The organism is Lentibacillus cibarius, assembly GCF_005887555.1.
GTDB lineage: Bacteria > Bacillota > Bacilli > Bacillales > Amphibacillaceae > Lentibacillus > Lentibacillus cibarius.
This window is the reverse complement of the sequence record NZ_VCIA01000001.1, coordinates 3,176,841-3,201,425: the sequence shown is the minus strand read 5'-3', so window position 1 is coordinate 3,201,425 and position 24,585 is coordinate 3,176,841. Positions and strand designations below refer to the sequence as shown.

The 24,585-nt window shown below is 45.2% G+C and carries 25 protein-coding genes and 3 rRNA genes; 5 read left to right on the top strand and 23 right to left on the bottom strand.

Annotated features, from left to right (window positions below; translation table 11 throughout):
- The first annotated feature begins 555 nt into the window (after window positions 1-555).
- The gene (locus FFL34_RS15690) at window positions 556-1,008 is read left to right on the top strand and encodes an Hsp20/alpha crystallin family protein (protein WP_171046413.1); all 453 of its coding nucleotides are present in this window, start codon (window positions 556-558) and stop codon (window positions 1,006-1,008) included.
- A gap of 151 nt (window positions 1,009-1,159) precedes the next feature.
- Here the strand turns inward: FFL34_RS15690 and FFL34_RS15685 are convergent, their stop codons facing one another.
- The 9 genes from FFL34_RS15685 to FFL34_RS15645 form a co-directional block, all read right to left on the bottom strand.
- On the bottom strand, window positions 1,160-1,594 hold the full coding sequence (locus tag FFL34_RS15685; protein WP_138604264.1) for a GNAT family N-acetyltransferase: 435 nt from the start codon (window positions 1,592-1,594) through the stop codon (window positions 1,160-1,162).
- 566 nt (window positions 1,595-2,160) lie between these two features.
- Window positions 2,161-2,276: ribosomal RNA gene (rrf, locus tag FFL34_RS15680) — 5S ribosomal RNA — on the bottom strand.
- Between the two features lie 97 nt (window positions 2,277-2,373).
- A 23S ribosomal RNA gene (locus FFL34_RS15675) occupies window positions 2,374-5,292 on the bottom strand.
- Between the two features lie 239 nt (window positions 5,293-5,531).
- Window positions 5,532-7,097 (bottom strand): 16S ribosomal RNA (locus FFL34_RS15670).
- Together the 16S, 23S and 5S rRNA genes form the textbook arrangement of a ribosomal RNA operon.
- A 989-nt stretch (window positions 7,098-8,086) precedes the next feature.
- On the bottom strand, window positions 8,087-9,040 hold the full coding sequence (locus FFL34_RS15665; protein ID WP_138604263.1) for a cation diffusion facilitator family transporter: 954 nt from the start codon (window positions 9,038-9,040) through the stop codon (window positions 8,087-8,089).
- A 24-nt stretch (window positions 9,041-9,064) separates the two neighbouring features.
- Window positions 9,065-9,394: an ArsR/SmtB family transcription factor gene (locus FFL34_RS15660; RefSeq protein ID WP_138604262.1), complete on the bottom strand. Its 330-nt coding sequence runs from the start codon at window positions 9,392-9,394 to the stop codon at window positions 9,065-9,067.
- Between the two features lie 248 nt (window positions 9,395-9,642).
- Window positions 9,643-10,236, bottom strand: a complete 594-nt coding sequence (locus FFL34_RS15655; RefSeq protein ID WP_138604261.1) for a class I SAM-dependent methyltransferase — start codon at window positions 10,234-10,236, stop codon at window positions 9,643-9,645.
- Window positions 10,237-10,450: 214 nt separating this feature from the next.
- The gene (locus tag FFL34_RS15650) at window positions 10,451-10,726 is read right to left on the bottom strand and encodes a hypothetical protein (protein ID WP_138604260.1); all 276 of its coding nucleotides are present in this window, start codon (window positions 10,724-10,726) and stop codon (window positions 10,451-10,453) included.
- A 162-nt stretch (window positions 10,727-10,888) separates the two neighbouring features.
- The gene (locus FFL34_RS15645; protein ID WP_138604259.1) at window positions 10,889-11,227 is read right to left on the bottom strand and encodes an ASCH domain-containing protein; all 339 of its coding nucleotides are present in this window, start codon (window positions 11,225-11,227) and stop codon (window positions 10,889-10,891) included.
- A 133-nt stretch (window positions 11,228-11,360) separates the two neighbouring features.
- Here FFL34_RS15645 and FFL34_RS15640 point away from each other — a divergent pair, with 133 nt between their 5' ends.
- Together FFL34_RS15640 and FFL34_RS15635 are read left to right on the top strand one after the other, a co-directional pair.
- Window positions 11,361-12,710, top strand: a complete 1,350-nt coding sequence (locus tag FFL34_RS15640) for an MATE family efflux transporter (RefSeq protein ID WP_138604258.1) — start codon at window positions 11,361-11,363, stop codon at window positions 12,708-12,710.
- Window positions 12,711-12,868: 158 nt separating this feature from the next.
- Window positions 12,869-13,300 (top strand): hypothetical protein, encoded by a 432-nt coding sequence (locus FFL34_RS15635; protein ID WP_138604257.1) that lies wholly within the window; start codon window positions 12,869-12,871, stop codon window positions 13,298-13,300.
- 195 nt (window positions 13,301-13,495) lie between these two features.
- Here the strand turns inward: FFL34_RS15635 and FFL34_RS15630 are convergent, their stop codons facing one another.
- The 10 genes from FFL34_RS15630 to FFL34_RS15590 form a co-directional block, all read right to left on the bottom strand.
- On the bottom strand, window positions 13,496-14,194 hold the full coding sequence (locus FFL34_RS15630) for an ABC-2 transporter permease (RefSeq protein WP_138604256.1): 699 nt from the start codon (window positions 14,192-14,194) through the stop codon (window positions 13,496-13,498).
- A gap of 1 nt (window position 14,195) precedes the next feature.
- Window positions 14,196-14,939, bottom strand: coding sequence for an ABC-2 transporter permease (locus FFL34_RS15625; protein WP_138604255.1), 744 nt, complete (start codon window positions 14,937-14,939; stop codon window positions 14,196-14,198).
- Window positions 14,940-14,964: 25 nt separating this feature from the next.
- The gene (locus tag FFL34_RS15620; RefSeq protein ID WP_325053283.1) at window positions 14,965-15,390 is read right to left on the bottom strand and encodes a hypothetical protein; all 426 of its coding nucleotides are present in this window, start codon (window positions 15,388-15,390) and stop codon (window positions 14,965-14,967) included.
- A gap of 260 nt (window positions 15,391-15,650) precedes the next feature.
- Complete coding sequence (locus FFL34_RS15615) at window positions 15,651-15,896, bottom strand: hypothetical protein (protein WP_138604253.1); 246 nt, start codon at window positions 15,894-15,896, stop codon at window positions 15,651-15,653.
- 33 nt (window positions 15,897-15,929) lie between these two features.
- A complete protein-coding gene (locus tag FFL34_RS15610; protein ID WP_138604252.1) occupies window positions 15,930-16,634 on the bottom strand; it encodes an ABC-2 transporter permease in 705 nt (234 codons plus the stop codon).
- 3 nt (window positions 16,635-16,637) lie between these two features.
- Window positions 16,638-17,519, bottom strand: a complete 882-nt coding sequence (locus tag FFL34_RS15605) for an ABC transporter ATP-binding protein (RefSeq protein ID WP_171046411.1) — start codon at window positions 17,517-17,519, stop codon at window positions 16,638-16,640.
- A complete protein-coding gene (locus FFL34_RS15600; RefSeq protein ID WP_138604250.1) occupies window positions 17,509-17,919 on the bottom strand; it encodes a GntR family transcriptional regulator in 411 nt (136 codons plus the stop codon). The genes FFL34_RS15605 and FFL34_RS15600 overlap by 11 nt, the downstream gene beginning before the upstream one ends.
- Before the next feature lie 174 nt (window positions 17,920-18,093).
- Window positions 18,094-18,720: a metal-dependent hydrolase gene (locus FFL34_RS15595; RefSeq protein ID WP_171046410.1), complete on the bottom strand. Its 627-nt coding sequence runs from the start codon at window positions 18,718-18,720 to the stop codon at window positions 18,094-18,096.
- 270 nt (window positions 18,721-18,990) lie between these two features.
- Entirely contained in the window at window positions 18,991-19,143 is a 153-nt protein-coding gene (locus tag FFL34_RS18370; RefSeq protein ID WP_171046409.1) for a hypothetical protein, read from the bottom strand.
- An 83-nt stretch (window positions 19,144-19,226) separates the two neighbouring features.
- Window positions 19,227-19,691, bottom strand: a complete 465-nt coding sequence (locus tag FFL34_RS15590; RefSeq protein ID WP_138604248.1) for a V4R domain-containing protein — start codon at window positions 19,689-19,691, stop codon at window positions 19,227-19,229.
- Window positions 19,692-19,819: 128 nt separating this feature from the next.
- Between FFL34_RS15590 and FFL34_RS15585 the strand changes: the two genes are divergently transcribed.
- Window positions 19,820-21,508 (top strand): putative bifunctional diguanylate cyclase/phosphodiesterase, encoded by a 1,689-nt coding sequence (locus FFL34_RS15585; protein WP_138604247.1) that lies wholly within the window; start codon window positions 19,820-19,822, stop codon window positions 21,506-21,508.
- Window positions 21,509-21,659: 151 nt separating this feature from the next.
- On the opposite strand, the gene FFL34_RS15580 is transcribed toward FFL34_RS15585, so the two are convergent.
- Complete coding sequence (locus FFL34_RS15580) at window positions 21,660-21,851, bottom strand: helix-turn-helix transcriptional regulator (protein ID WP_138604246.1); 192 nt, start codon at window positions 21,849-21,851, stop codon at window positions 21,660-21,662.
- Window positions 21,838-22,377, bottom strand: a complete 540-nt coding sequence (locus FFL34_RS15575; RefSeq protein ID WP_138604245.1) for a DUF6773 family protein — start codon at window positions 22,375-22,377, stop codon at window positions 21,838-21,840. Before FFL34_RS15575 ends, FFL34_RS15580 begins: the two co-directional genes overlap by 14 nt.
- 320 nt (window positions 22,378-22,697) lie before the next feature.
- Here FFL34_RS15575 and FFL34_RS15570 point away from each other — a divergent pair, with 320 nt between their 5' ends.
- On the top strand, window positions 22,698-23,528 hold the full coding sequence (locus FFL34_RS15570) for a hypothetical protein (RefSeq protein ID WP_138604244.1): 831 nt from the start codon (window positions 22,698-22,700) through the stop codon (window positions 23,526-23,528).
- Here FFL34_RS15570 and FFL34_RS19075 read toward each other — a convergent pair.
- Window positions 23,423-23,818, bottom strand: a complete 396-nt coding sequence (locus FFL34_RS19075) for a CBO0543 family protein (protein WP_411712881.1) — start codon at window positions 23,816-23,818, stop codon at window positions 23,423-23,425. The genes FFL34_RS15570 and FFL34_RS19075 overlap by 106 nt on opposite strands.
- Before the next feature lie 82 nt (window positions 23,819-23,900).
- Window positions 23,901-24,437 carry a CBO0543 family protein gene (locus FFL34_RS15565; protein WP_138604243.1) on the bottom strand — a complete coding sequence of 179 codons (537 nt, stop codon included), beginning with the start codon at window positions 24,435-24,437 and terminating at the stop codon, window positions 23,901-23,903.
- Window positions 24,438-24,585 lie beyond the last annotated feature (148 nt).

The window sequence follows — 24,585 nt, the reverse complement described above, 5'->3', positions numbered from 1 at the left end:
AAAGAAAAGAGATACAAACGCAGTCAACATTGTTATGTCAATAGAGAAAGCGTTTTCTAAAATCGATATATGTAATCGTTTACAATCGTTATTTCATTGAATGAAAATTTTATAAGGTGGAAGCTGCTTGCCTGTTAAAGGGAGGTGAAGTGAGTGAGAGTTCAATTAGTGAGAGTGTCCACTGGGACGTGCTAATGCGGCGTTGTCACAGGACGTGACGAATTTAGCCTGCAGACGCGCAGGACATGCTAGTGCCAATAAGCACGGAGATGTCGCGGTATTACCTGCAGAGCTGTTTATCCCACCTTAACGTTTCTGGCTCGCACGTTTAGAGGGGAAGGTGTGACTGCACGTTAATGCGTGATAAAAATGATAAGGACCTGTTGAATCAGAACGATTTGCCGTCAGCTGATTCAGATAGTGCAATGTATGGCGTGGGAACACGACTATTGTATATGGTTAAATAATCATACTACTACTGGCCGATTGCCCATTACTATTTGCAAATGCTTGCATATTTTAAGTATGAACACATTATTGAAAGGAGGAGAAATATTGAATAACAATAACAACAAACCAAGACCGTTTGATGTCGACATGTCCCCCTTTAGAGATTTTATGCAACGAATGGATACTTTTTTCAACCAATCATTCAAGCAGATGAACCCACTCTTTGGATTCCGGCCATTTTGGATTGACGTGGACGAAAATGACTCCGAAATAATCGTGAAAGCAAACTTACAAGGCTATAAACGAAATCAGATCCAGCTAGAGACATTTGGAAACCAATTACGAATTATCGTCCAAAACAATACCGAAAAGGATGCGATTGACCATAAAAAGGGCAGCCAATACAAGCAGCAAACTCATCAGCAAATGGACCGCACGATTACATTGCCATTCGAAATCCCAAAAAATGAAACCAACGCTTCCTTTCATGATGGTGAATTGAAGGTAACCATCCCTAAAATCGATAACCGAAGAAAATATATAAATATCGATGAATGAACCAAGTATGCCACAGTGCGTCGATGAAACCGATACAGACTGCTATCTGGATATTTAGACGCAATTGAACACAATTTTAGTAACTGCAAAAAAAGCCGGTAATCCAGTAATGCTGAATTGCCGGCTTTTTTCCACAGTCGTTAAGTAAAAGCTACAAATACTTTTCCATCAATGAAGAAACCTCATAAAATCCCAATTTTTCATAGAGTTCTTTCGCATGATTACCTTTAAACACATTGAGTTGCACCTTTTTACAGCCTTCACGTTTCAGCTGTCTGCATGCCGCCTCACAAAGTTGTCGCCCAATACCTTGACTTCGATATAACGGAAACACAAAAACTTCCGGGATGATACCGGTTATCCAACCTGCTTTATGATTGATGATCCTTCCAACACCAATCCAGCCCTTCATACCTTGCTCATCATCAAAGACCAAGTAATATCCCCCACCATCTATAATATCAGATGGCGTGACTGGTTCAACTTCATCCGGGCTAATACCTCCTGACACTGCTTCATTCCTGACATTATGCGCATGCTCATATATCATCTTTAAGTCATCCGGACCAGCCTTTCTGATGCCCACTCAGTTCACCTCCCGATAAAGAAACGTATAAAGTGAAACTTCAATCAGTGGAAGTGTCGACGTACACACGTGCTAGTGCAAACATTATCACAGGACTGACGAAATTAGTCTAGACACACATAGTATGTGCTATTGCCGATAAGCACGGAAAAGTCACGGTATTACCGGCAGAGCTGTTTAACCCCCACCTCCACGTTGTTGGTTTACTCACGTTTAGAGATGGAGGTATAACAGGTTCGTTAATGCGTGACATCGCCACCCCTCCGATTGCTGCCTGTTTTCTATTTTATGAGGGATTACCCGGTACGTTACACGAATGAATCACAAAAAGGAAACCGGCTCGCGCGAGTTTCGAGCCGGGTCGCGCGACTTTTCTGGTTTTCACGCGAGTTTGGGCTTGGGCCGCGCGAGTTTCAGCCTGAGTCGCGTAACTTTGTTGTTCCTAACGGGATTACATTCCATCCGGTGATTATTGCTCAAGTAAAAAGTAACACTAATCGTCCGGTACAATATTATAAAAGAAAAAAGCCAATGTACGAATATTTTCGTACATTGGCTTTTCTTTTGCCTGGCAGCGTCCTACGCTTGCAGGGGCAAGGCCCCAACTACCATCGGCGCTGGAGAGCTAAACTGCTGTGTTCGGCATGGGAACAGGTGTGTCCTCTCCGCCATCGCCACCAGACTCAAAATTATGAATGGTTTTTTTTGAAAAAATCAAGGGTGAATTTGAAATTTACACCCTAAAAACTAAATAAGAGTGTGATTCAACGACCATAGTAGTAGTTAAGTCCTCGATCGATTAGTATCCGTCAGCTTCACGTGTCACCACGCTTCCACCTCGGACCTATCCACCTCATCGTCTCTGAGGGATCTTACTCACTCGAAGTGATGGGAAGTTTCATCTTGAGGGGGGCTTCATGCTTAGATGCTTTCAGCACTTATCCTTACCACACGTAGCTACCCAGCTGTGCTCCTGGCGGAACAACTGGTACACCAGCGGTGTGTCCATCCCGGTCCTCTCGTACTAAGGACAGCTCCTCTCAAACTTCCAGCGCCCACGACGGATAGGGACCGAACTGTCTCACGACGTTCTGAACCCAGCTCGCGTACCGCTTTAATGGGCGAACAGCCCAACCCTTGGGACCGACTACAGCCCCAGGATGCGATGAGCCGACATCGAGGTGCCAAACCTCCCCGTCGATGTGAACTCTTGGGGGAGATAAGCCTGTTATCCCCGGGGTAGCTTTTATCCGTTGAGCGATGGCCCTTCCATGCGGAACCACCGGATCACTAAGCCCGACTTTCGTCCCTGCTCGACTTGTAGGTCTCGCAGTCAAGCTCCCTTGTGCCTTTACACGCCATGAATGATTTCCAACCATTCTGAGGGAACCTTTGGGCGCCTCCGTTACTTTTTGGGAGGTGACCGCCCCAGTCAAACTGCCTGCCTGAAACTGTCTCCGGGCCGGATAACGGCCCTGGGTTAGAATGTTCGTACAGCCAGGGTGGTATCCCACGGGTGCCTCCGCGTAAGCTAGCGCTCACGCTTCGACGGCTCCCACCTATCCTGTACAAGCTGTACCAACATTCAATATCAAGGTGCAGTAAAGCTCCACGGGGTCTTTCCGTCCTGTCGCGGGTAATGCGCATCTTCACGCATAGTATAATTTCACCGGGTCTCTCGTTGAGACAGTGCCCAAGTCGTTGCACCTTTCGTGCGGGTCGGAACTTACCCGACAAGGAATTTCGCTACCTTAGGACCGTTATAGTTACGGCCGCCGTTTACTGGGGCTTCGGTTCAACGCTTCGCCCGAAGGCTAACGCATCCCCTTAACCTTCCAGCACCGGGCAGGTGTCAGCCCCTATACTTCGCCTTTCGGCTTCGCAGAGACCTGTGTTTTTGGTAAACAGTCGCTTGGGCCTATTCACTGCGGCTCAGACTCAGCCTGAGCACCCCTTCTCCCTAGGTTACGGGGTCATTTTGCCGAGTTCCTTAACGAGAGTTCTCCCGATCACCTTCGGATATTCTCCGCGCCTACCTGTGTCGGTTTGCGGTACGGGCACCTGTGAACTCACTAGAGGCTTTTCTTGGCAGTGTGGAATCTGGAACTTCGGTCACAATTGACCTCCCCATCACAGCTTGGAATTATTGGACGGATTTGCCTGCCCAACTTCCTCACTGCTTGGACGCACACTTCCAATGGTGCGCTTTCCATATCCTGCTGCGTCCCCCCATCGTTCAAACGCTCACGAGGTGGTACAGGAATATCTGCCTGTTATCCATCGCCTACGCCTTTCGGCCTCGGCTTAGGTCCCGACTAACCCTGAGCGGACGAGCCTTCCTCAGGAATCCTTAGGCATTCGGTGAAAGAGATTCTCACTCTTTTTTCGCTACTCATACCGGCATTCTCACTTCCAGGCGCTCCACCAGTCCTCACGGTCTGACTTCACAGCACCTGGAACGCTCTCCTACCATTGTTCGTAAGAACAATCCGCAGCTTCGGTGATACGTTTAGCCCCGGTACATTTTCGGCGCAGCGTCACTCGACCAGTGAGCTATTACGCACTCTTTAAATGATGGCTGCTTCTAAGCCAACATACTGGTTGTCTGGGCAACGCCACATCCTTTTCCACTTAACGTATACTTAGGGACCTTAGCTGGCGGTCCGGGCTGTTTCCCTTTCGACTATGAACCTTATCACCCATAGTCTGACTCCCAAGGTTTCACGTTGCTGGCATTCGGAGTTTGACTGAATTCGGTAACCCGATAAGGGCCCCTCGTCCAATCAGTGCTCTACCTCCAGAACGTATACCTTGAGGCTAGCCCTAAAGCTATTTCGGAGAGAACCAGCTATCTCCGTGTTCGATTGGCATTTCACCCCTACCCACACCTCATCCCCGCATTTTTCAACATACGTGGGTTCGGGCCTCCTGTCAGTGTTACCTGACCTTCACCCTGGACATGGGTAGATCACACGGTTTCGGGTCTGCGCCCGTATACTTCATCGCCCTGTTCAGACTCGCTTTCGCTGCGGCTCCGTGTCTTCCACTTAACCTTGCATACGAACGCAACTCGCCGGTCCATTCTACAAAAGGTACGCCGTCACCCATAAATGGGCTCCGACTACTTGTAGGCACACGGTTTCAGGTTCTATTTCACTCCCCTTCCGGGGTGCTTTTCACCTTTCCCTCACGGTACTGGTTCACTATCGGTCACTGGGTAGTATTTAGCCTTGGGAGATGGTCCTCCCGGATTCCGACGGAATTTCTCGTGTTCCGCCGTACTCAGGATCCACTCCGGAGGAAACTGCCTTTCGACTACAGGGCTCTTACCTTCTTTGGCCGGCCATTCCAGACCATTTCGTCTAAGCAGTTTCTTGATAACTCCGATGGAGTGTCCTACAACCCCGAAAAGCAAGCTTTTCGGTTTGGGCTGATTCCGTTTCGCTCGCCGCTACTCAGGAAATCGCGTTTGCTTTCTCTTCCTCCGGGTACTGAGATGTTTCAGTTCCCCGGGTTTGCCTTGCGTATCCTATGTATTTAGATACGCATACTATCCCATTACGGACAGCGGGTTCCCCCATTCGGAAATCCCCGGATCACAGTTTGCTTACAACTCCCCGAGGCATATCGGTGTTAGTCCCGTCCTTCATCGGCTCCCAGTGCCAAGGCATTCACCGTGCGCCCTTAATCACTTAACTATTAATCCAGCTTCAGCTCCTATAAACAGTCGCTTACGCTTTTTGTTTGATGTCGTTGAATACTTTACTCTTATTTAGTTTTCAAGGTGCAAATAACGCCACCATATATGGTGGGCTACAATGAGGGTTCACTCCCTCAAAACTGAACCAAACAACCGAGTATGACTTTTATAATTTAACTTCAATGCCTACCGATAGTATATCGATGACAAGAAGCTTCCGTTTATTATATTCCTTAGAAAGGAGGTGATCCAGCCGCACCTTCCGATACGGCTACCTTGTTACGACTTCACCCCAATCATTGGCCCCACCTTCGGCGGCTGGCTCCAAACGGTTACCTCACCGACTTCGGGTGTTGCCAACTCTCGTGGTGTGACGGGCGGTGTGTACAAGGCCCGGGAACGTATTCACCGCGGCATGCTGATCCGCGATTACTAGCGATTCCGGCTTCATACAGGCGAGTTGCAGCCTGCAATCCGAACTGAGAATGGTTTTATGGGATTTGCTTCACCTCACGGATTCGCTTCCCTTTGTTCCATCCATTGTAGCACGTGTGTAGCCCAGGTCATAAGGGGCATGATGATTTGACGTCATCCCCGCCTTCCTCCGGTTTGTCACCGGCAGTCACCTTAGAGTGCCCAACTGAATGCTGGCAACTAAGATCAAGGGTTGCGCTCGTTACGGGACTTAACCCAACATCTCACGACACGAGCTGACGACAACCATGCACCACCTGTCACTCTGTCCCCGAAGGGAACACGGTATCTCTACCGCTGTCAGAGGATGTCAAGACCTGGTAAGGTTCTTCGCGTTGCTTCGAATTAAACCACATGCTCCACCGCTTGTGCGGGCCCCCGTCAATTCTTTTGAGTTTCAGCCTTGCGGCCGTACTCCCCAGGCGGAGTGCTTAATGCGTTAACTTCAGCACAAAGGGGCGGAAACCCCCTAACACCTAGCACTCAACGTTTACGGCGTGGACTACCAGGGTATCTAATCCTGTTCGCTACCCACGCTTTCGCGCCTCAGCGTCAGTTACAGACCAGAGAGTCGCCTTCGCCACTGGTGTTCCTCCACATCTCTACGCATTTCACCGCTACACGTGGAATTCCACTCTCCTCTTCTGCACTCAAGCCTCCCAGTTTCCAATGACCGCTCGCGGTTAAGCCACGAGATTTCACATCAGACTTAAAAGACCGCCTGCGCGCGCTTTACGCCCAATAATTCCGGACAACGCTTGCCCCCTACGTATTACCGCGGCTGCTGGCACGTAGTTAGCCGGGGCTTTCTGGTCAGGTACCGTCAAGGCATCGCCCTATTCGAACAATGCTTGTTCTTCCCTGACAACAGAGTTTTACGATCCGAAGACCTTCATCACTCACGCGGCGTTGCTCCGTCAGACTTTCGTCCATTGCGGAAGATTCCCTACTGCTGCCTCCCGTAGGAGTCTGGGCCGTGTCTCAGTCCCAGTGTGGCCGATCACCCTCTCAGGTCGGCTACGCATCGTCGCCTTGGTGAGCCTTTACCCCACCAACTAACTAATGCGCCGCGGGCCCATCTGTAAGTGGCAGCTAAAAGCCGCCTTTCAGCTTTCTCCCATGCGAGAAAAAGCATCATCCGGTATTAGCTCACGTTTCCGCGAGTTATCCCGATCTTATAGGTAGGTTGCCCACGTGTTACTCACCCGTCCGCCGCTCGTTCCACAGGCGCATGCCCCGAAGGGCAATTGCCTGCTTCCCGCGCTCGACTTGCATGTATTAGGCACGCCGCCAGCGTTCGTCCTGAGCCAAGATCAAACTCTCAAAAAAGTTTGTGATAAGACTGACACCAATCAGTCTTCATGTCTTAGCTTTAAAATTGATTCCAGGGATTGAAGTCTTCATTCGGATAAAACAATCCGACTGCCGACTTCTTACCTCTGACATCTTTTGTCATACTGGCTGTTTTGTTCAGTTTTCAAAGAGCGAATTATTTTTAAGTCAACTTTTACATTTTATCAAATAACTATCTCGAAGTCAATAGTTATTTTTAATTTGTTTTCTCTGTCGTAAAAGTGACTTTATTAATATATCATTTATTGCAATCAGAGTCAATAGTTTTTCTATATTGTTTTATCTAAGCTCGACTGCAATCACAACAGAATTTGTTTCCTGCTGTCAATAATCATATCTGCTCAAAAGCAATTCATTAACTGTTTTGAAGTGCTTTTTTTGAAGCAGCAAGATTCATAATACATGCCACAGGTGTAAAAGTCAATCATGTTTTTAACATTTACCATTAACATTTACCATATGGAAATGAATTCCTGATAATAATCCTTGTTTGTGCATCTGCTCGAGATTCATGTTGAGGATTCTAATTATAGTCATTCCCGGAAATTCTATGATTAAAACATCATAACCCCCAATCCGTTATGTATCTTATATAGGGAAAGAAACCTATAAATTCTAGTGTTCACTTGATTACAGTACATTTGCTTTGCGGCGACTCGTCAGCCTAACCACCATTTCTTTTCATCAATGCTGGGTTATTACGTAATAGCACTGCCAGAATCGTTTTGTTTTATTTGTTTTATTTTTCTCGTTTCATCTTTATATTAGCATCTCCAATTTTAACAGTTTTGTAATCCTCGAAGTCCACTAGTAGTAAGATAGCTTTCACGAGTCAATGAATTATTTTCCGTTTTCTTCATGAACACTGCATGATGACTGTATTTTTTACAATTTACTCCACGAGTAATCTTCACACGAAAAAACGTGCATTGACTAGTTCTTCTAATCAATGCACGCGACAATTACTAATGATCATGGGTATGGCTATGGGATTCATTCTTATTTTCATTTTGACATAGAACGGAATCTTCATGTGGGTGTGACTTGCTTTCCATCTGAATCGTCACATGGCCAATCCCCTTGTGTTCCAGTTCGTGTTCAATCGTTTGCAGTAGCTGCTGGCTTTTATTAATCGACATGTTTCCATCAACGACCGCATGACAAGAAAGTGCATTTTCTCCACTTGTGATGCTCCATACATGAAGGTCGTGAATATCAACAATTTCCGGCAGGGATTCAATGGTTTGCACAATATCATCTAGCTCCACATTTTTCGGGGTGCCTTCCATTAATACATGGACAGCATCTTTCGTGACGCGCCATCCACTAATCAATACAAGTACTGCAACGATGACACTTGCCAATGGATCAGCCCATCCCAAGCCGAAGAACATAATCAATAATGCAGCAATAATAGCGCCGACGGAACCAAGCAAATCGCCAAGTACATGCAGAAATGCCGCTCGTAAGTTAAGATTTTCCTCAGTATCACCACCGCGCATCATGATGACTGCCACTACTATGTTTACAACGAGTCCAATAATAGCAATAACTAACATACCCGTAGATGCAACTTCGGGTGGATTTGTAAAACGCTTATATGCTTCATAAAAAATATATAGTGAAATAGCTATAAGCACGACGCCATTAAAAACTGCAGCTAAAATTTCAAACCGTTTATACCCATACGTCTTACTATAGTTAGCTACTTTTTCTCCCACCACAAAAGCAAAGAATCCTACCCCGAGTGAGATGGCGTCACTTAACATGTGTCCGGCGTCCGATAATAAAGCCAGGCTATTGGTTACAAACCCGCCGATCGCTTCGACAATCATGTACGCCGTAATAATGATAAAACTGATCAATAATGTCTTTTTATTTGCACCATGTGTATGGTCATGACCGTGATTGTGTCCCAATTGCCATCCCTCCTTCTACAATAATCAACTGTGATTCGCATGATCGATTGCCTGTTTCAGCAAATTCATCACGTGTTCATCATCATGCGAATAATATAGCGTTGTCCCATCACGTCGATTTTTCACCAGTCGTAAATTCTTTAAAAACCGGAGCTGGTGTGACACGGTGGACTGGCGGAGATGCAAGGTTTCCGCAATTTGATTGACCGAGTACTCATCGTGAAACAATAAATGCAAAATACGAATTCTAGTCGGATCCCCTAACGCTTTAAAAGTTTGCGATACTACAAATAACGTTTCTTCGTCCAAATCCGTATCTAACTTAGTTTCCTGATCTTCGTGACCTTCTTCCATTAAAATTCCCCCCAGTATATTTTTAATACCAAGCTTAATTTATAATAAGTGTATATATTAGCATATGTTCATATTTTAAATTTGATAAAGAATCATGTCAACCGTGGACCGCGGGGACAGGTTCATCGGTGCATCGTAATTCCTGTCATTAAAAAACTCGGGCATTCGTCTTATAGAGAATGCCGAGTTTTTATAATAAGGTCACCCATATTTTTATGAAATATGTAAATCATTTACTTCTGTGCGTTCTATGCTTGCGTTTTGCCGGTTATGGTTATAAAAATACCTTTATAATAGCGTTCAACGCTTTCAACGGTGATGCCTGACTGTTTTACTGCTAAAAGGGTATCTCGATTAAGGTGGCAGCCGTCACACAGACGTTTCCACACCGGGGTCGCCATGTCTAGTATTGGTTCCATAATTGTCTGATCCACCCGGACATGCTCAAACAACAATACAGCTGCCCCGGGTTTGGCGACACGTTGTATTTCGTCAAGTGCTTTCACCGGATCGGGAATAGAACAAAATACGAGCGTCGCTACCACCGATTCGAATGTATCATCCTCGAACGGCAACTGCTCGGCGGATGCTGACCATACGTGAATAGGTGCGGTTGACTGCGCCCAATTTGTATACGATTTTTCCCGCATGATTGGATTTGGCTCGATAGCATCCACCGAAACGGCATTTCTATAATAAGGAAAATTAGCACCTGTCCCGGAACCTATTTCCAACACTTTTCCCGTTGCTTGTTGAACGAGTTGTGATCGGATTGCCCTAAATCTTTTGTGTTCTAACGGTTTCATCAGCGTATCATACCAACGCGGAAACCAATTCCCCATCGAATCACCTCTACAAAGTATCTCTTACTGCATGGCTTGCCATCACCATGTACAACTTGTTTCATTATAAATGATTTTGCAGCCAATGACTATGAATAAAGGCGCTGGAGCCGGACGTGGACGTGGCTAATCTTTGCCATGAATATTGTATTGCCTCATTCTGTACACTTAAAAAAATCAAGCCCATACCTAAGAAGTATGGGCTTGATACTATTTACAAAATATCATTATTATTTTGCTGTGCTTCCTGTACTTGCTGCCTTGTGTCATGCAGCTGTTCGTACGCCTGCTGAAACTGCGGATTTTCGGTTGCTTCTCTTCCCGCCTGATTTTGCGCTTGCTGTAGCTGTTTTTCTGCTTGCTGGAGCTGCTGTTCAGCTTGCTCGATCAGTTGCGGATCTGAACCCTGTCCCATGCGGGCGGATTCCTGTGCATCATGTATCTGTTTACTTGCTTGCTGTAACTGCTCATGCAGATTCTGTTGTGCCATCTACGGTCTCCTCCATTCTATTCGTAATTGAAGAAATCCGTATATAGTATTCCTCTGATATGTCAGAATATCCGCATGAGCTACTGCAAATTATTAAACAGTCAGCCACCTAGACGTATTTCTTAACAGTGGTTTTTGATCAACGCTGAAATATCAACGCATTTACCCAACGACCTTTAATTCGTGCACCCAGACTACCTGTTCCGGGTCCCATACGTCTTCTCCGTGAATATTGGTAATACCATTTTTGTATGCTTCCAAGCTTTTATAGCCTTCCTGCTGAGCATTTTCTTCGGTGATTTCTCCAAGTTTTTGTGGGTAGACGTGTTCGACAACAACCTTATGTCCGTCTAACATGAGGCTGTCACCTGGGTCGGCGTATCGGTCATTGCGGCGTACCGATGTTTTTGTTTCATTAATAATTTTGTCAATATCATTCTGAATAGTAACGAGTTTGTTGATATCGTATTTTTCCGGCCAGTTATGTTTCTCTATTTCCATATCATCATCTCCCTTTGGTATTATTCCCTTTTTGCTTGGAATAAAACAGACACAGCAGAACAATTCCTCACAATAGCTTTTTACCTACCTAACTTGTAAAATGATTATAACAAATGAAGTTAGGAGGTGGATGATGGGCTTAGCTGAACAAAAACTGCTGTCTCAGTCTGTCACGAAAAGTTTCTTTCAATATTTCCTTCCTACGCTTGTTGGTATGATGCTCATGTCTGTCAACATTGTTATTGATGGCATTTTTGTCGGGAACGGTGTTGGCTCTGTGGCGCTTGCCAGTGTCAATGTTGCTGTGCCTGTCTGGTCCGTCGTCATATCCATCTCGCTTCTGATTGGCATTGGCGGGGGTACACTATATTCCATCGCGACCGGTGCACATGATACAGAGAAAGCAAAGCGGATTTTCACCCTTGCCTTGGTGCTCGTAACCATCGTGATCACAATAATCGGCATCACCGGCTATTTAGCTGCAGAACCGCTCGCCCGTTTGTTCGGTGCCAATGAAGAAACGTTGCCGTATGCCATGGATTATATGGAAATTATTTTTTTATGGGCGCCTGTCCTCGCCTGGGAAAACTGTCTCAGCATCTTCGTCCGTAACGACGGTGGCCCGAACATTGCCATGGCGGGGCTTGTAGTAACCGCCTTACTCAATATTGTCCTGAATTACTGGATGATTTTTATATTGAGAATGGAAGTAACAGGCGCTGCGCTAGCATCGGTGTTAGCAACGGTTGCCGGTCTCCTTGTTTATTCCATTCATTTTTTCAAAGCAAATAGTGGCTTAAAGTTCATGCGTCCAACATGGGAAAAAAGAGACATCGTTACAATTGGTAAACTGGGCTTCCCTAATTTCCTGGCTGAAGCAGGAACAGGCATCTTTGTCATGGGATACAATATCGCGCTATCCTACTATGCTGGCACAACCGGTCTGGCGGCATTTTCCGTCATCAATTATTTGCACACGTTTATGTTTTTGGCCTTTATCGGAATGGGCTCTTCTATTCAGCCAATGATCAGTTTTTATTTTGGTGCAAAGAAATACGAGTCCATCAAAGATACGGTCAAGGTGTCTGAAATTACCGGACTGGCGCTGGGAATCGCTTTTCTCGCTATCGGCTATTTCGGTGCCGGTTACCTCGTATCGATTTTCGGCGTGGAAACAGAAGCCATACGCCAGCTGGCCATAAAAGGAATTAAGTTGTTTTTTATCGGCTACCTATTTATGGGGATTAATTTTATCTATATGACCTATTACCAATCGATTGCTTATATCGGGCCCTCGATTGGCATCACCCTATTTCGCGGCTTCATTCTCCTAATTGCAGCACTCATCATATTGCCAGCCTTGTTTGGCACAACAGGCATCTGGCTCGCACTACCAGCTGCAGAAGGACTCGTCGCCATCTTTCTCGTCCTAGTCGCACGAAAAGGCATCAGACAACGCCACCTGCAATCACAAGGATACTGAACCATGGGGACAGGTTCATCGGGCCACCATTTTTTACCATTAAGTGCTCGGACAGAATCCGGGACGCGGTAAGGAACCGCACCACGATAAAAGCCTTTGTATAAATGAGCCATTCATGGGAAATGTAGGAATAAGTAGAAGCGAAGGAGGAAATGACCATGCGGAAGCTTATTCTTTATTTAGGGGCTTTTCTCTTGCTGGGTGCGGTTTTAACAGGATTTACAAACAACGCTGAGCAAGATGCGACCACTGACAAGAGCAATGAACTGCAATCTGAGAACCCGGGTAATGTAGACATACAGGAAGGCGTTAGTGGTATCATCGCCAAAGTGAAGGAATTACAGAAACTAACAGAAGAAAGAACAGACAATACGGATGAAATCAATGAGCTTGGAGAAGCAATTGAGAAAAATTGGGATAGCATCGAAAAGAAAGTAGAAGCGTCCCACCCCGAAGACTATAAAAATATTGAAGAAAGTCTGTATCCACTAATTGCCACGGCTAAAAAGGACAAGGTGAATAAAACCAATTTACGTACGTTGTCGCTTGAAACATTAGATAAATTAGAAGCGTTTAAGCAAAAATTATAGCTTGCGGGTTAAGGGGAGATAACGTGTTGTCTCCTCTTTTTGGTGTGCACTGCAGGGACCATGGGGACAGGTTCATCGGTGTACCATATTTTTCCAATAGACTAGCCCGCACGTGCTCGAGTTCGGGCGGTTCTCGCTCGAGTTGGATTGTCTGTCGCTCGAGTTGCGGGCCAGCAATACGTTATGACTGGTGTCTCATTCGTATTTTCGGTAGGCCTTTAGCGACCAGCGCCAACATAGGCTCCAGATACAACCGACTATCAAAAGGGTGACTCCCCACGTCAAGAGCGGCGTCCCTGCCATCCACGCCATTGTCTGGTCAGCTAATTGGTCGGCAACATCCAATTGGTTCCCAACAATGAGCACCAATAGTAAAGCAAGACTAGTACCGCCCCAATGAAAGAAGATCCCCAATTGAATAGCTGACATACCAAAAGCAATCAAGAAACCAACCATACATAACCCTGTCCACGCTTGCAATGATGCTGCATCCCTTACACTAACTTCATATAGGCGCCACAACATACTAAGCCAGCCGAACATTAATCCATTCATCAGGAATACGGAAATATATTTTGCCGTAACCACTTCCTTTATAGTGATCGGCAATGTATGCACAAACGTGTAAAATCCTGTCCGCTTCTCCTTATCCACCTTATAAACAAGGATCACCCAACTGATGGCATATGGTATAAATAGAATAGCAAATACGCTTAACGAAAATTGCCCGAAACTGAGTGCGGACTGGCGAACCTGCTGCAGCACCCATTCCAGCTGACTGCAAATCAGCAGCGCTATATCAAGCAGCAGCGTCCATACCATGTACCATAACAGCATACGCCGCTGACTGTACCATTCTTCTTTAACAAAACGGAAAATCGCACCTGCCCTCATGTCAATCCCCTTTTCCTCTTGTGTCAATGGTTTGTATTTGATTTGCCTTATAGCCGGTTTCTTGTGGGAATCCCCGTTTGTTCACCCTTCGTACCGCCAATGACCAGCAAAAGAGATACACGAAGAGGGCAACCAATATATAAATGATAAAAACGAAACTATCCGGTTCTTTCCCCAGACTTTTCATGAAGAGACCTGACAAGACGAACAGAACTGCCCAACCAGCAAAGGAAACCCAGTACATGACGTTTACTCTGTCAGCGCCTCGCGTAAAATATGTCAGAAGCACGACGGCCTCAGTAGAAATAATCAGCGAACAAAAGAATCCCACTGCAAGCCAAAAATCACTCACTGTAATGTCACTCAGTAGTGTGTTGGCACCTGCAACCATAAACATCCAACCAATAACAAATACGCTTAGTAACAGTACACTTGTGAATTTGGCATGTACAATAGCTGTTTTTTTCACCGGCAATATCTGTAAGAATGTTAACTGTCGATGGGCGTCTTCCCTGAATAAATGCAGCGAGATCGCTTGCGAGCTGTGAATTAAACCAATAACTAAAATCGATGTATTCACCATGTCTCCACTCATAAGACCGACAACGCCTGGACCGAACACCCAGAAGAAAACCGGAACCCCAACGCCCAAAATGCCATACACTGCTATAAATGCCTTAAGTTTATTTTGATATTGCGAAGCCAGGTGCATGCTGTCGAGCTCTCGTTTCATTAATGCTCCCATCAGCTAGGACCTCCTTTCCAATGCCTCATGGTTCATTTCCTTGTTGATTCTTTTTAGACTGATGCTCGGCATGACGCCTTTTCAATTCCTCTATGCGTTTGTTTGTTTTTTCCCGTTCAGGATTAGGCACTTCTTTTGCAAACCCTTTTTTATGCACCTTTATGATCACAGCTACCCAGTTAACAAAATAAACCAGAACAGACAGGCTGAGTGACAACGAATATAAAAAGGTTTGCGATTGTCCCGACGGCTTATGAAAACCTAAGTAAAGCAGAATCATTGTACCGCCAATGACCAGGGCATAATTAATCCATCCATTATGCAAACTCCCCTGAAAGTAATACCATAGAAGATTTCCACTCACCAATAACATTAGGACAGCTAAGAAAGGAAACACAATCATCCACGATCCAATTGTCCAGACATCGTTCATCAGTAAATTTGCCGACACAAGTACAGACGTCCAAATGAATATAAAGCCGCACAATAAAAGATTGCTTAGGAATTTTGCATGAACAATGTTTGTTTTACGCACCGGCAGTGTTTGCAAAAAGGATAGTTGCCGATTAGAGGTTGTTCAAAAAGTCCGGTAAAAATGACACATCAAATTTCTTCGTTGGCTTGCTTTTCCGTTGCTCATGTATTAAATTGCATACATTCCGCTACTCAAAGCTGCGCCGCCTCGAAATCCTCGGTCCTTTTTATCCTCCTTCATGAACACGCATTATTAGCATCATCATTCTCTAATAAGGACAACATGTTTACCGTAGCCGATAAAAAACCAGTAATAAATAATAACAGACTTATCATATCCGTATTAAATAATCCTGTGACATTTGGGCCCAATATCCACATAAGCAGAATAAGTACAAGGCCTAAAACGAAATATGTTTGAAAGCTATTTTTAAAACTAACCGTAACCATGCCATCCAGTTCTCTCCGAATTAACGCTCCCATCAAATGGACCTCCTTTCTTTCGCTGGAATACCATTACGAAACATCATCTGTGGCAAGGTAATCCCAGCTTTCTTCCGGAATCCCCTTTGCATTCACCTTCCGAATAGCCATCAACCAGCTGATAACATATATGATAAAAGCTGCCATTAACGCGATTCCCCAAAGCCCACCTTTCGAGAGTCCCGTCTCCTCTAGTGTCAACCCCAGCGGAATAAATATTGCTGCCCATGCTAAAGCAGACAAATAGAAGACTGCTTGAGCCACCTGATATCCTTTTGAAAAATAACACAGCAGAACCATTGATTGGATAAATAAAAGGGCTGACGTGAACCCCCAAACATGGGTCCACAAATCAAACGTCCACCCTCCATTCAAAAGCAAATTCACAGAAATAACCGATGAAAGCCAAACAAATGCCATACACCACAGCAATAGCATATGCAGAAATTTGGCATGGACTAGCTGGCTTTTAGAGACAGGCAGCGTTTGTAAAAAGCTCATTTGCCGGTTGATGCTGTCGTTTTTTAATTTTTCATTAAGTGTAGACGAAACCACCAGGACCACCATGACAGAAACAAACTGATCCATCGCCCCTATGCTGAACAGATCTAACACCCGTGGACCGAGTAGCCACATAAAAATGTTCAGCACCACACCGTACATGACATGATAAATGATTCTTTCTTGCCAATCTGATGCTATTTCCCCCTCCATCTCCCGTTGAATCAGCACGTTCACCGGTTACTCCTCCTTCCGTCCTGTCAACAATACGAACAGTTCTTCCAACGTCAGGCGTTCGGCGTGCCAGTTCCCCTTAGCGAAACGCTGAAATTGCTGAAAACGGTCGGTATAGCCAATATACCCGCCAGCGGTTGTTTGACAGTGAAACAAAAATGGCGATTCGTTCGCCTGTTCACCGCTTTCACTCGGAATAACAATCCGCCGGTACCGATCCAGAAGCGACTCCTTATCCTCGCTGAAAACGATCTGCCCATCATCAAGCACCGTCACCCAATCCGCAATTTTTTCCACATCGGACGTAATATGCGAAGAAAAAAGCACACTGCGGCTTTCATCCTGAACAAAATCCAATAACATCTCCAGGACCTCGGTTCGCACGACAGGATCAAGTCCGGACGTCGGCTCATCCAGAAGCAACAGTCTCGGCTCATGTGCCATCGCCAGGACGAGTGATGCTTTTACTTTCATCCCTTTAGATAACTCGCTTATTTTTTTGTCCTTAGCAATCCCGAAGCGTTCCAAATGTCGTTCAACCGCTTCCTCGTTCCAATTTGGGTAAAACTGACGGGCAAATTGCAATGTCCTCTCCATCGTCCAAGCGTTATTCAACAATGGCGTATCCCCGACGTAGCCGACTTGCTCTTTCACGGCCACCTCTTCTTCCGGCATCGGCATACCAAGAATATGAATATCCCCTTCGTCCCGCTTAATCAAATCCATAATCGCTTTCATGGTCGTACTTTTCCCCGCACCATTCCTGCCAAGAAAACCCATAATCGTGCCAGCGGGAAGAACCAGATTCACATCCTTTAACTGAAAATCCGAATACGTTTTAGTTAGGTTGCGCACATCCAATAAGGGCTGTTCACCGTTATGATTCATTGTCTTCTCCCTCCTGCTTTTCTTCATCCACTTCTTGCCACATATGTCTGATCAAATCGTGGAATTGTTCTTCTTTCAGATGCAGCTTTTTCGCTTGCAAAACCGATTCCGACAATGGTCCCCGCACTTGTTCCATCTTCCATTGTGCCAGCCTTTCGTCACTTAGTTTGGCCACATAACTGCCTTTGCCTTTTCGCGTATAAATAAACCCGGTCTGTTCCAGTTCCTGATATGCACGCCGAATGGTAATCCCGCTCGTCATCAATTGTTTGGACAGCTCACGAATCGACGGAAGCATCTCCCCCGGTTCCATATGCCCCATCGCAATCAACCGCTGGATTTCCCCAATCACCTGCTCATACATCGGCGTCGAACTCGTCTGCGAAATATGTATCAGCACATTCGAACACCCCCTCACCCATCCGAGTTACCGTGTATACGTTATATACACAGTATACATAAAAAAAGAAACGAACGCAAGACCGAACCATGGGGACAGGTTCACTGGTTCGGTGGTCCACGGGGACAGGTTCACTGGTTCAATTAGCCTGTCTCCGCGGTTTACGCACTCCACTTACACTTCCAATCTACTAACAGGGGCGAATAGTTTTACGCCTTGTTTATTGCCTGGGATAACCCGTGAATCGGCTGCCAAATGGGATACATATCCTATCACACAAGCATAGAACATCCCTTCCACCTGCACATCGGCTGCAAACAAATAACTGATATAACCGAAAAAAATAAGTCCTGGCAGCGAGTGCGTGTAGGAGCGATGCGGGAATAACGACGCTAGCAGCACATAGCCACCTACCAAAAGCAGCCATAGTACGTCCATCGCTCCTCCCAGCACGATGATTCCCGCGCCCGTAACCGTTAGCATCCATTTTGGTGATAACTTTCTAGAAAACACAAGCAACAACACGCCAACACCAATTCCGGTCACCTGTTCCACACCGGACCCTTTCACGAATGAGTAGTATATTAGCCATACCGCTACAAATCCCATTAATAATTTAAACGGTTCAGCCGGGATGGTAATACGGCGGGACAATCGCCCGCTTGTATCAAGATCAGGACATAGCCCTGCAATCATTCCTGCACTCATTAGAGTGAAACTATCTACAGGGGTCGTGCCCAAATAAACCGCCACCCCGAAACCTGCTGCTCCACCAATCAGTGCGTGTGATGTTCCCTTCATGGTCGTGCCTCCTTCCCCACAACAGTATACAGAAAAAACCACCACCAAACGTGAGTCCTTTGCACCAGTTCGGCTCACGAGACAGTTCCGCTGTTCTACCCGCCTGTACACTGATTGATCCGGATTCACGTCGCAAACCTGTATCCCATATACCCGCCAAACAATATGTAACATTAATAGTAAGGAGGTTCAGACAGGTGAAAAACAAGGTAAAGGTAGCCTGTGTGGAGATGGAGCTAACACAGCAGCAATTAGCCAAAAAAGTTGGTATTAACTGCTAATCCGTTGATATCCGGCTCCCTTCCGCTGATGTGCACCGCTAATCCGTTGATAGTCCTGTCTCATCCGGTGATGTTCGCTGCTAATCCGTTGATAGTCCTGGAACCATGGGGACAGGTCTACTGGTTCACCACTTTTTTCCAATGACGTCCCTATCCTAACAAAAAGACCAGTTGGACCAATGAACCTGTCCCCGCGGTCCACTTTGTCCCCGCGGTCCACTTTAGCTAGTCATCAATATTATTGTACTTTCGGACGGTATACTCGCAGTAGTCGTCCCCGTTTATATTGCATTTCGATTCGTAAACAGAAAGATTGTTGTTATTAAGAATTCTTTTTAATGCTCCTTCCAAGATGGCTCCTTCCAGATCACAAACTTTTTTTCCTTTAACGGGAAGGCCGCTGCAAAAGCAATCGTACACCCTAAACAGCATATAAGAATCTGTTTGTTCCAGCAGGGTCATCGCACCGATCTTTAATGCCTTGAACATATCCAAAAACTGTTCGACGGTATCTGCTGGTATACTTCGACCTATCTTCCTGCCGACTGTCAAGGTTGTTGTTTTCCCCTCCATTGGCAACCCTTGGTACATGCCGATTAAACGGATTGCTCGGAAAAGTTCGAGCGGCACCTCATCTCCGAGCTCCGTCCGGTTTATTTTTGTCATATCATTAAATGTGAATAAATCCATTGTCCAGCCTCCTTTCAACATTGTATATAATCGTACCACGAACAAACCTGTAAAAAATTTGATGTAAATCAATTTTTACACCACTTTTTCGTGCTATCCTTGTCACACAATGAAAAGAGGTGGTTACGTTGCCATTTCCTGGTGTACATGACATCCATCAGTTGGTATACGACAGTTTTCATCAATCCAAACAAGGGCTGGCCATGATCAATCATAATGGGGATATCATCATGGCTAACACGGCTTTTTACACGATTACGAATATACAAAATGAAACATTCGATTTTCATCAATTTTCAAGTTTGGCTTTAATTGATGATACAAAAAAGCAGGACATCCAATTAGCACTTCAGGAAACAGGTTCATGGGAAGGGAAAATATGGTTCAACCGGCAGGAAGGGGAACTGTCGTCGTACTGGCTGACGGTGGAGGCGTTTCACACATCCTCACCGGAAAATCTGTATTATTCCATAACATTGACACAAGCAAATGACCCTTTGGAGAAACGAAAAGAAGTTCATTTTCTCGCCTATGATGACCCCTTGACAAAGTTATCGAACCGCATTTCATTTGAAAAAACGTTTCATGCAATCTTTGGTGAGAATCGAAACACCTATCATATCGGGGCACTATTATTCATTGATTTAGATCGTTTCAAGTTAATCAATGACACATTCGGCCATTCGTGTGGTGATTTATTGTTGAAAAATGCTGCCGAACGATTGCGCTCTTGTTTGCATCGGCCAGACTTAATTGCCCGTTTAGGCGGGGATGAGTTTGTATGTATGCTCCCGTTCCTCGATGATGAACAAGCTGCCATCGAAACAGCCAAGGACATTATTGCTGCATTTTCCAGACCGTTTACCCTGCATGAAAACGAGTTGCATGTAACAGTAAGTATCGGTATCAGCTTCCACCCACACGACGGTGATAATTTTGAAACGCTATTGACACAGGCAGATTCAGCCATGTACCGGGCAAAAAAAGCAGGAAGAAACAATTATGCAACATCGAAGGCGGAATTACATGCATCTCATTTCGAACATCTGCAACTGGAGAACATGCTGCACAACGCGATCGCCGGGGAACAGCTTGTCCTTTGTTATCAACCCCAGGTTAATGCTGACACCGGGCAGATAAATGCAGTCGAAGCATTAGTGCGCTGGGAACATCCGGAATATGGTATCATCTCTCCCGGTGATTTTATACCGATAGCTGAAGAATCCGGTTTAATTACAGAAATTGACGAATGGGTGCTCCGAACAGCTTGCTGGCAAAATGTCCAATGGCAACAAAAGGGTTATGAGCCAGTGAAAGTTTCCGTCAACATCTCTACCCAGCAATTCATGCAAAAAAATCTTCCGAATAAAATAGCTGATGTGTTGGCGGACACACAACTGGATCCAACATTATTAGAAATAGAAATTACCGAAACAATGGTGATGCAGGATACCGATTTATCTGCCCGGCAAGTAGAACGAATCCGGCATATGGGCGTTAAAGTCGCTATTGATGACTTTGGAACCGGGTATTCTTCATTTCAGTATTTGAAGCATTTCCCGGCGGACACCTTGAAAATAGATCGGGTTTTTGTGAAGGATGTTGACACGAATGATAACAGCCGGTCTATCATGAAATCGATTATTAATCTGGGACACGAATTAAATATGCGTGTCATAGCAGAAGGCGTTGAAACCCAGCAGCAGCTTCTGCAGTTGCGCCATCGGTCAATTGACGATATACAAGGATTTCTGTTTCATAAACCAATGCCAGCAGCACACAATTGGGAAAAACTATTTCGTAAACCTACTCAGTAAAATTGGGGTGGTCCATGGGTGGTCCAGAGGGAGGTGGTCCATGGGGGTGGTCCATGGGGACAGGTCCACCGGTTCTCCATTTTTTTCCAATGACATCCCTTTCCCAAGCAGAAAAAATCACTTGGCCCAACGAACCTGTCCCCGCGGTCCATTACTCCCAAAATAGTTCATCTAGTGTTTTGGACAATGCTTTACAGATAGCTTTGCATAGGCTAAGTGTTGGGTTATACTTCCCCAGTTCGATCAGCCCGATGGTTTGTCGGGATACACCAACACGTTTCGCCAGCTCCTCTTGTGATAAGTCATGCTCTGCCCTGGCCATTTTTAGCTTAATGTTTTTCATCAGAATCACCGTCGTCTTCATGCAAATCCTTCAGTTGTCGGGCTGCGGCTTTATCACTTTTCCTCTTCATCATCGCATGACTAATAATCATCATGATGCTAAGCATAGGTACATAAATAACGATACATGTAAAAAAGACAAGGAAAAATGTAAAAAATCCATCCGCAATCCCATCGGTGTATGATATGGCACTATTCAAACCAAGGAATCCCGAAAACACGATTCCAATGATGATACCAATGATAAGATTTTTCTTCTCCCTGGACATGCCGCTCGCTCGATCATGCAGCTCCACCTCATCCGAATAGATTCCTAGATTTGCCGAACGGTAGGAGAAATAAATACTTGTGATTATAAAAATAAACCATTCCGTGTACACTTCCTCAAGGTGGAACCCGTTTTGATAAAACTTGATGGCTACAGAAATCAAGCAAATGATTATCACCAAAATGTACATCTCTTTATAAATTTTATTGCGGATATTCGCAATCCGTTCGTCCTTTATATGGTTTTTGCGGAAAAACATCTCGGTTTCCTCCAGTCATATGGTTTATAAATATTATATGCTGGTTAATAGCATTTTGCAATATATAAATTGCAAAATGCTATTAACCGCAACCCACATAAACCATAGAGGCAGGTCCATCGATTTTTCATTTTTTTCCAATTGTGTCCCTTTCCAAGCAGAAAAAAATCAGTTGGCCCAACGAACCTGTCCCCGCGGTGCATCCAAACCATGAAGGGCAGGCCCATCGGTTCTCCATTTTTTTCAATGACGTCCCTTTCCTAAGCAGAAAAAACCAGTTGGACCAATGAACCTGTCCCCGCGGTTCATCTTTTCCGTTGATGTCGACTGCTATTCCGGTGATGTGCCTTCGTTTTCCGTTGATGTTGGCTGCTATTCCGTCGATGTGCCTTCGTTTTCCGTTGATGTTGACTGCTATTCCGTCGATGTGCCTTCGTTTTCCGTTGATGTCGACTGCTATTCCGGTGATGCGCTTCCATATTCCGTTGATGTTGGCTGCTATTCCGGTGATGTGCCTTCGTTTTCCGTCGATGTTGGCTGCTATTCCGTCGATGTGCCTTCGTTTTCCGGTGATGTTGGCTGCTATTCCGGTGATGCGCTTCCGTATTCCGTTGATGTTGGCTGCTATTCCGGTGATGCGCCTCCGTTTTCCGTCGATGTTGGCTGCTATTCCGGTGATGTGCCTTCGTTTTCCGGTGATGTTGGCTGCTATTCCGGTGATGTTGGCTGCTATTCCGGTGATGCGCTTCCATATTCCGTTGATGTTGACTGCTATTCCGTTGATGCGCCTTCGTTTTCCGTTGATGTTGACTGCTATTCCGTTGATGCGCCTTCGTTTTCCGTCGATGTTGGCTGCTATTCCGTTGATGCGCCTTCGTTTTCCGTCGATGTTGGCTGCTATTCCGTCGATGTGCCTTCGTTTTCCGGTGATGTTGGCTGCTATTCCGTTGATGCGCTTCCGTATTCCGTTGATGTTGACTGCTATCCTGGTTCTATCCGGTATGTTCGCCTGTCCCCGCGGTGCAAAAAAAAGCCCTATGCTTTTTCACAATTTTTCCTCTGCTTCCCTTTTTTTCTCTCCCATTTTCATGATTTGTACAATCAAAAAACGGATAGCTAGCAGAAAGAGAAAAATGCTGATCAGTGAATAATACCCATGCCAGTAGATATATTGAATAAGGTTCGTGTTTTTTTCCAGCACCACTTCAAAAACGGTTAAAATACCACTAATGAACAGCGCTACCCATAACATTCGAAATATAGTACTGTTGCTGCTGGAAGTCTGATAATAATAATAGACGGACATAATCGGCAGCAGCAAATATTCATAAAGGATACTTGACTCGAATTCGGGAAACAGCTTGACAGGGTAGTACAGCAGCTCATAATTGACCACCAACTGGCCCAGAAACACCGCAACATGAGAGCCAGCAAATAACATATCAACCATTCTTGAAAAGGGTGTTTTTTTGAGGATCGGATAAATAATATGATTCCGGTTATCAAAAATAACCATAGAAGAATTAATTCCATGTTAACATCTCCTCAGCCAATGCATTGGACGCTAGCCATGGTACCTTAAACCAATAAAGCAAGAAGATAGTGACGATAACAGATAATCCGTATGCCAGTATAGGCCGTTTGTAATGCATTCGCAGCATCGGAAACATCACCACCAGAAATAAACCTGACCAACCTAGTGACCAGCCATGATCATAGTAAATAGCACCGAACAGATAGCCAACCCATTCAAATACAAAATAAATGATAACCCATTTTCCCGTATGGATAATTTGTTTTCCGAGCTGCTGCGGGTAGTGGGATAAGAAGATCAAGACCGTACACGGAAATAAAACAAACGTATAAAGCAGGTCGATCACTGCAGACGGTAGTCCCAAATTCGATTGTAACGTCCACAAGCGATAATCCGTCGTTAAAAAATAATATAATAAGTTCATGGTAGCCATATACAATATCGTTGCTTGGTATTCATAAAAACGACGCCAATTAACTGAATACCAAGCGATTGCTAGCGCGAAAAAAAGAATGATTACATGCATCTTGATTCCCCTATAATCGAACTATTTTTTTATGTATTCGAACAAACGTAATACTACAAGGATGGCTTAAATTAAAAATGAAAAGTGGAGATCAGCCGTAAGCATGCAATCCCCACCCTAACATTCCTGAGCGCCTGTGCAGGCAATT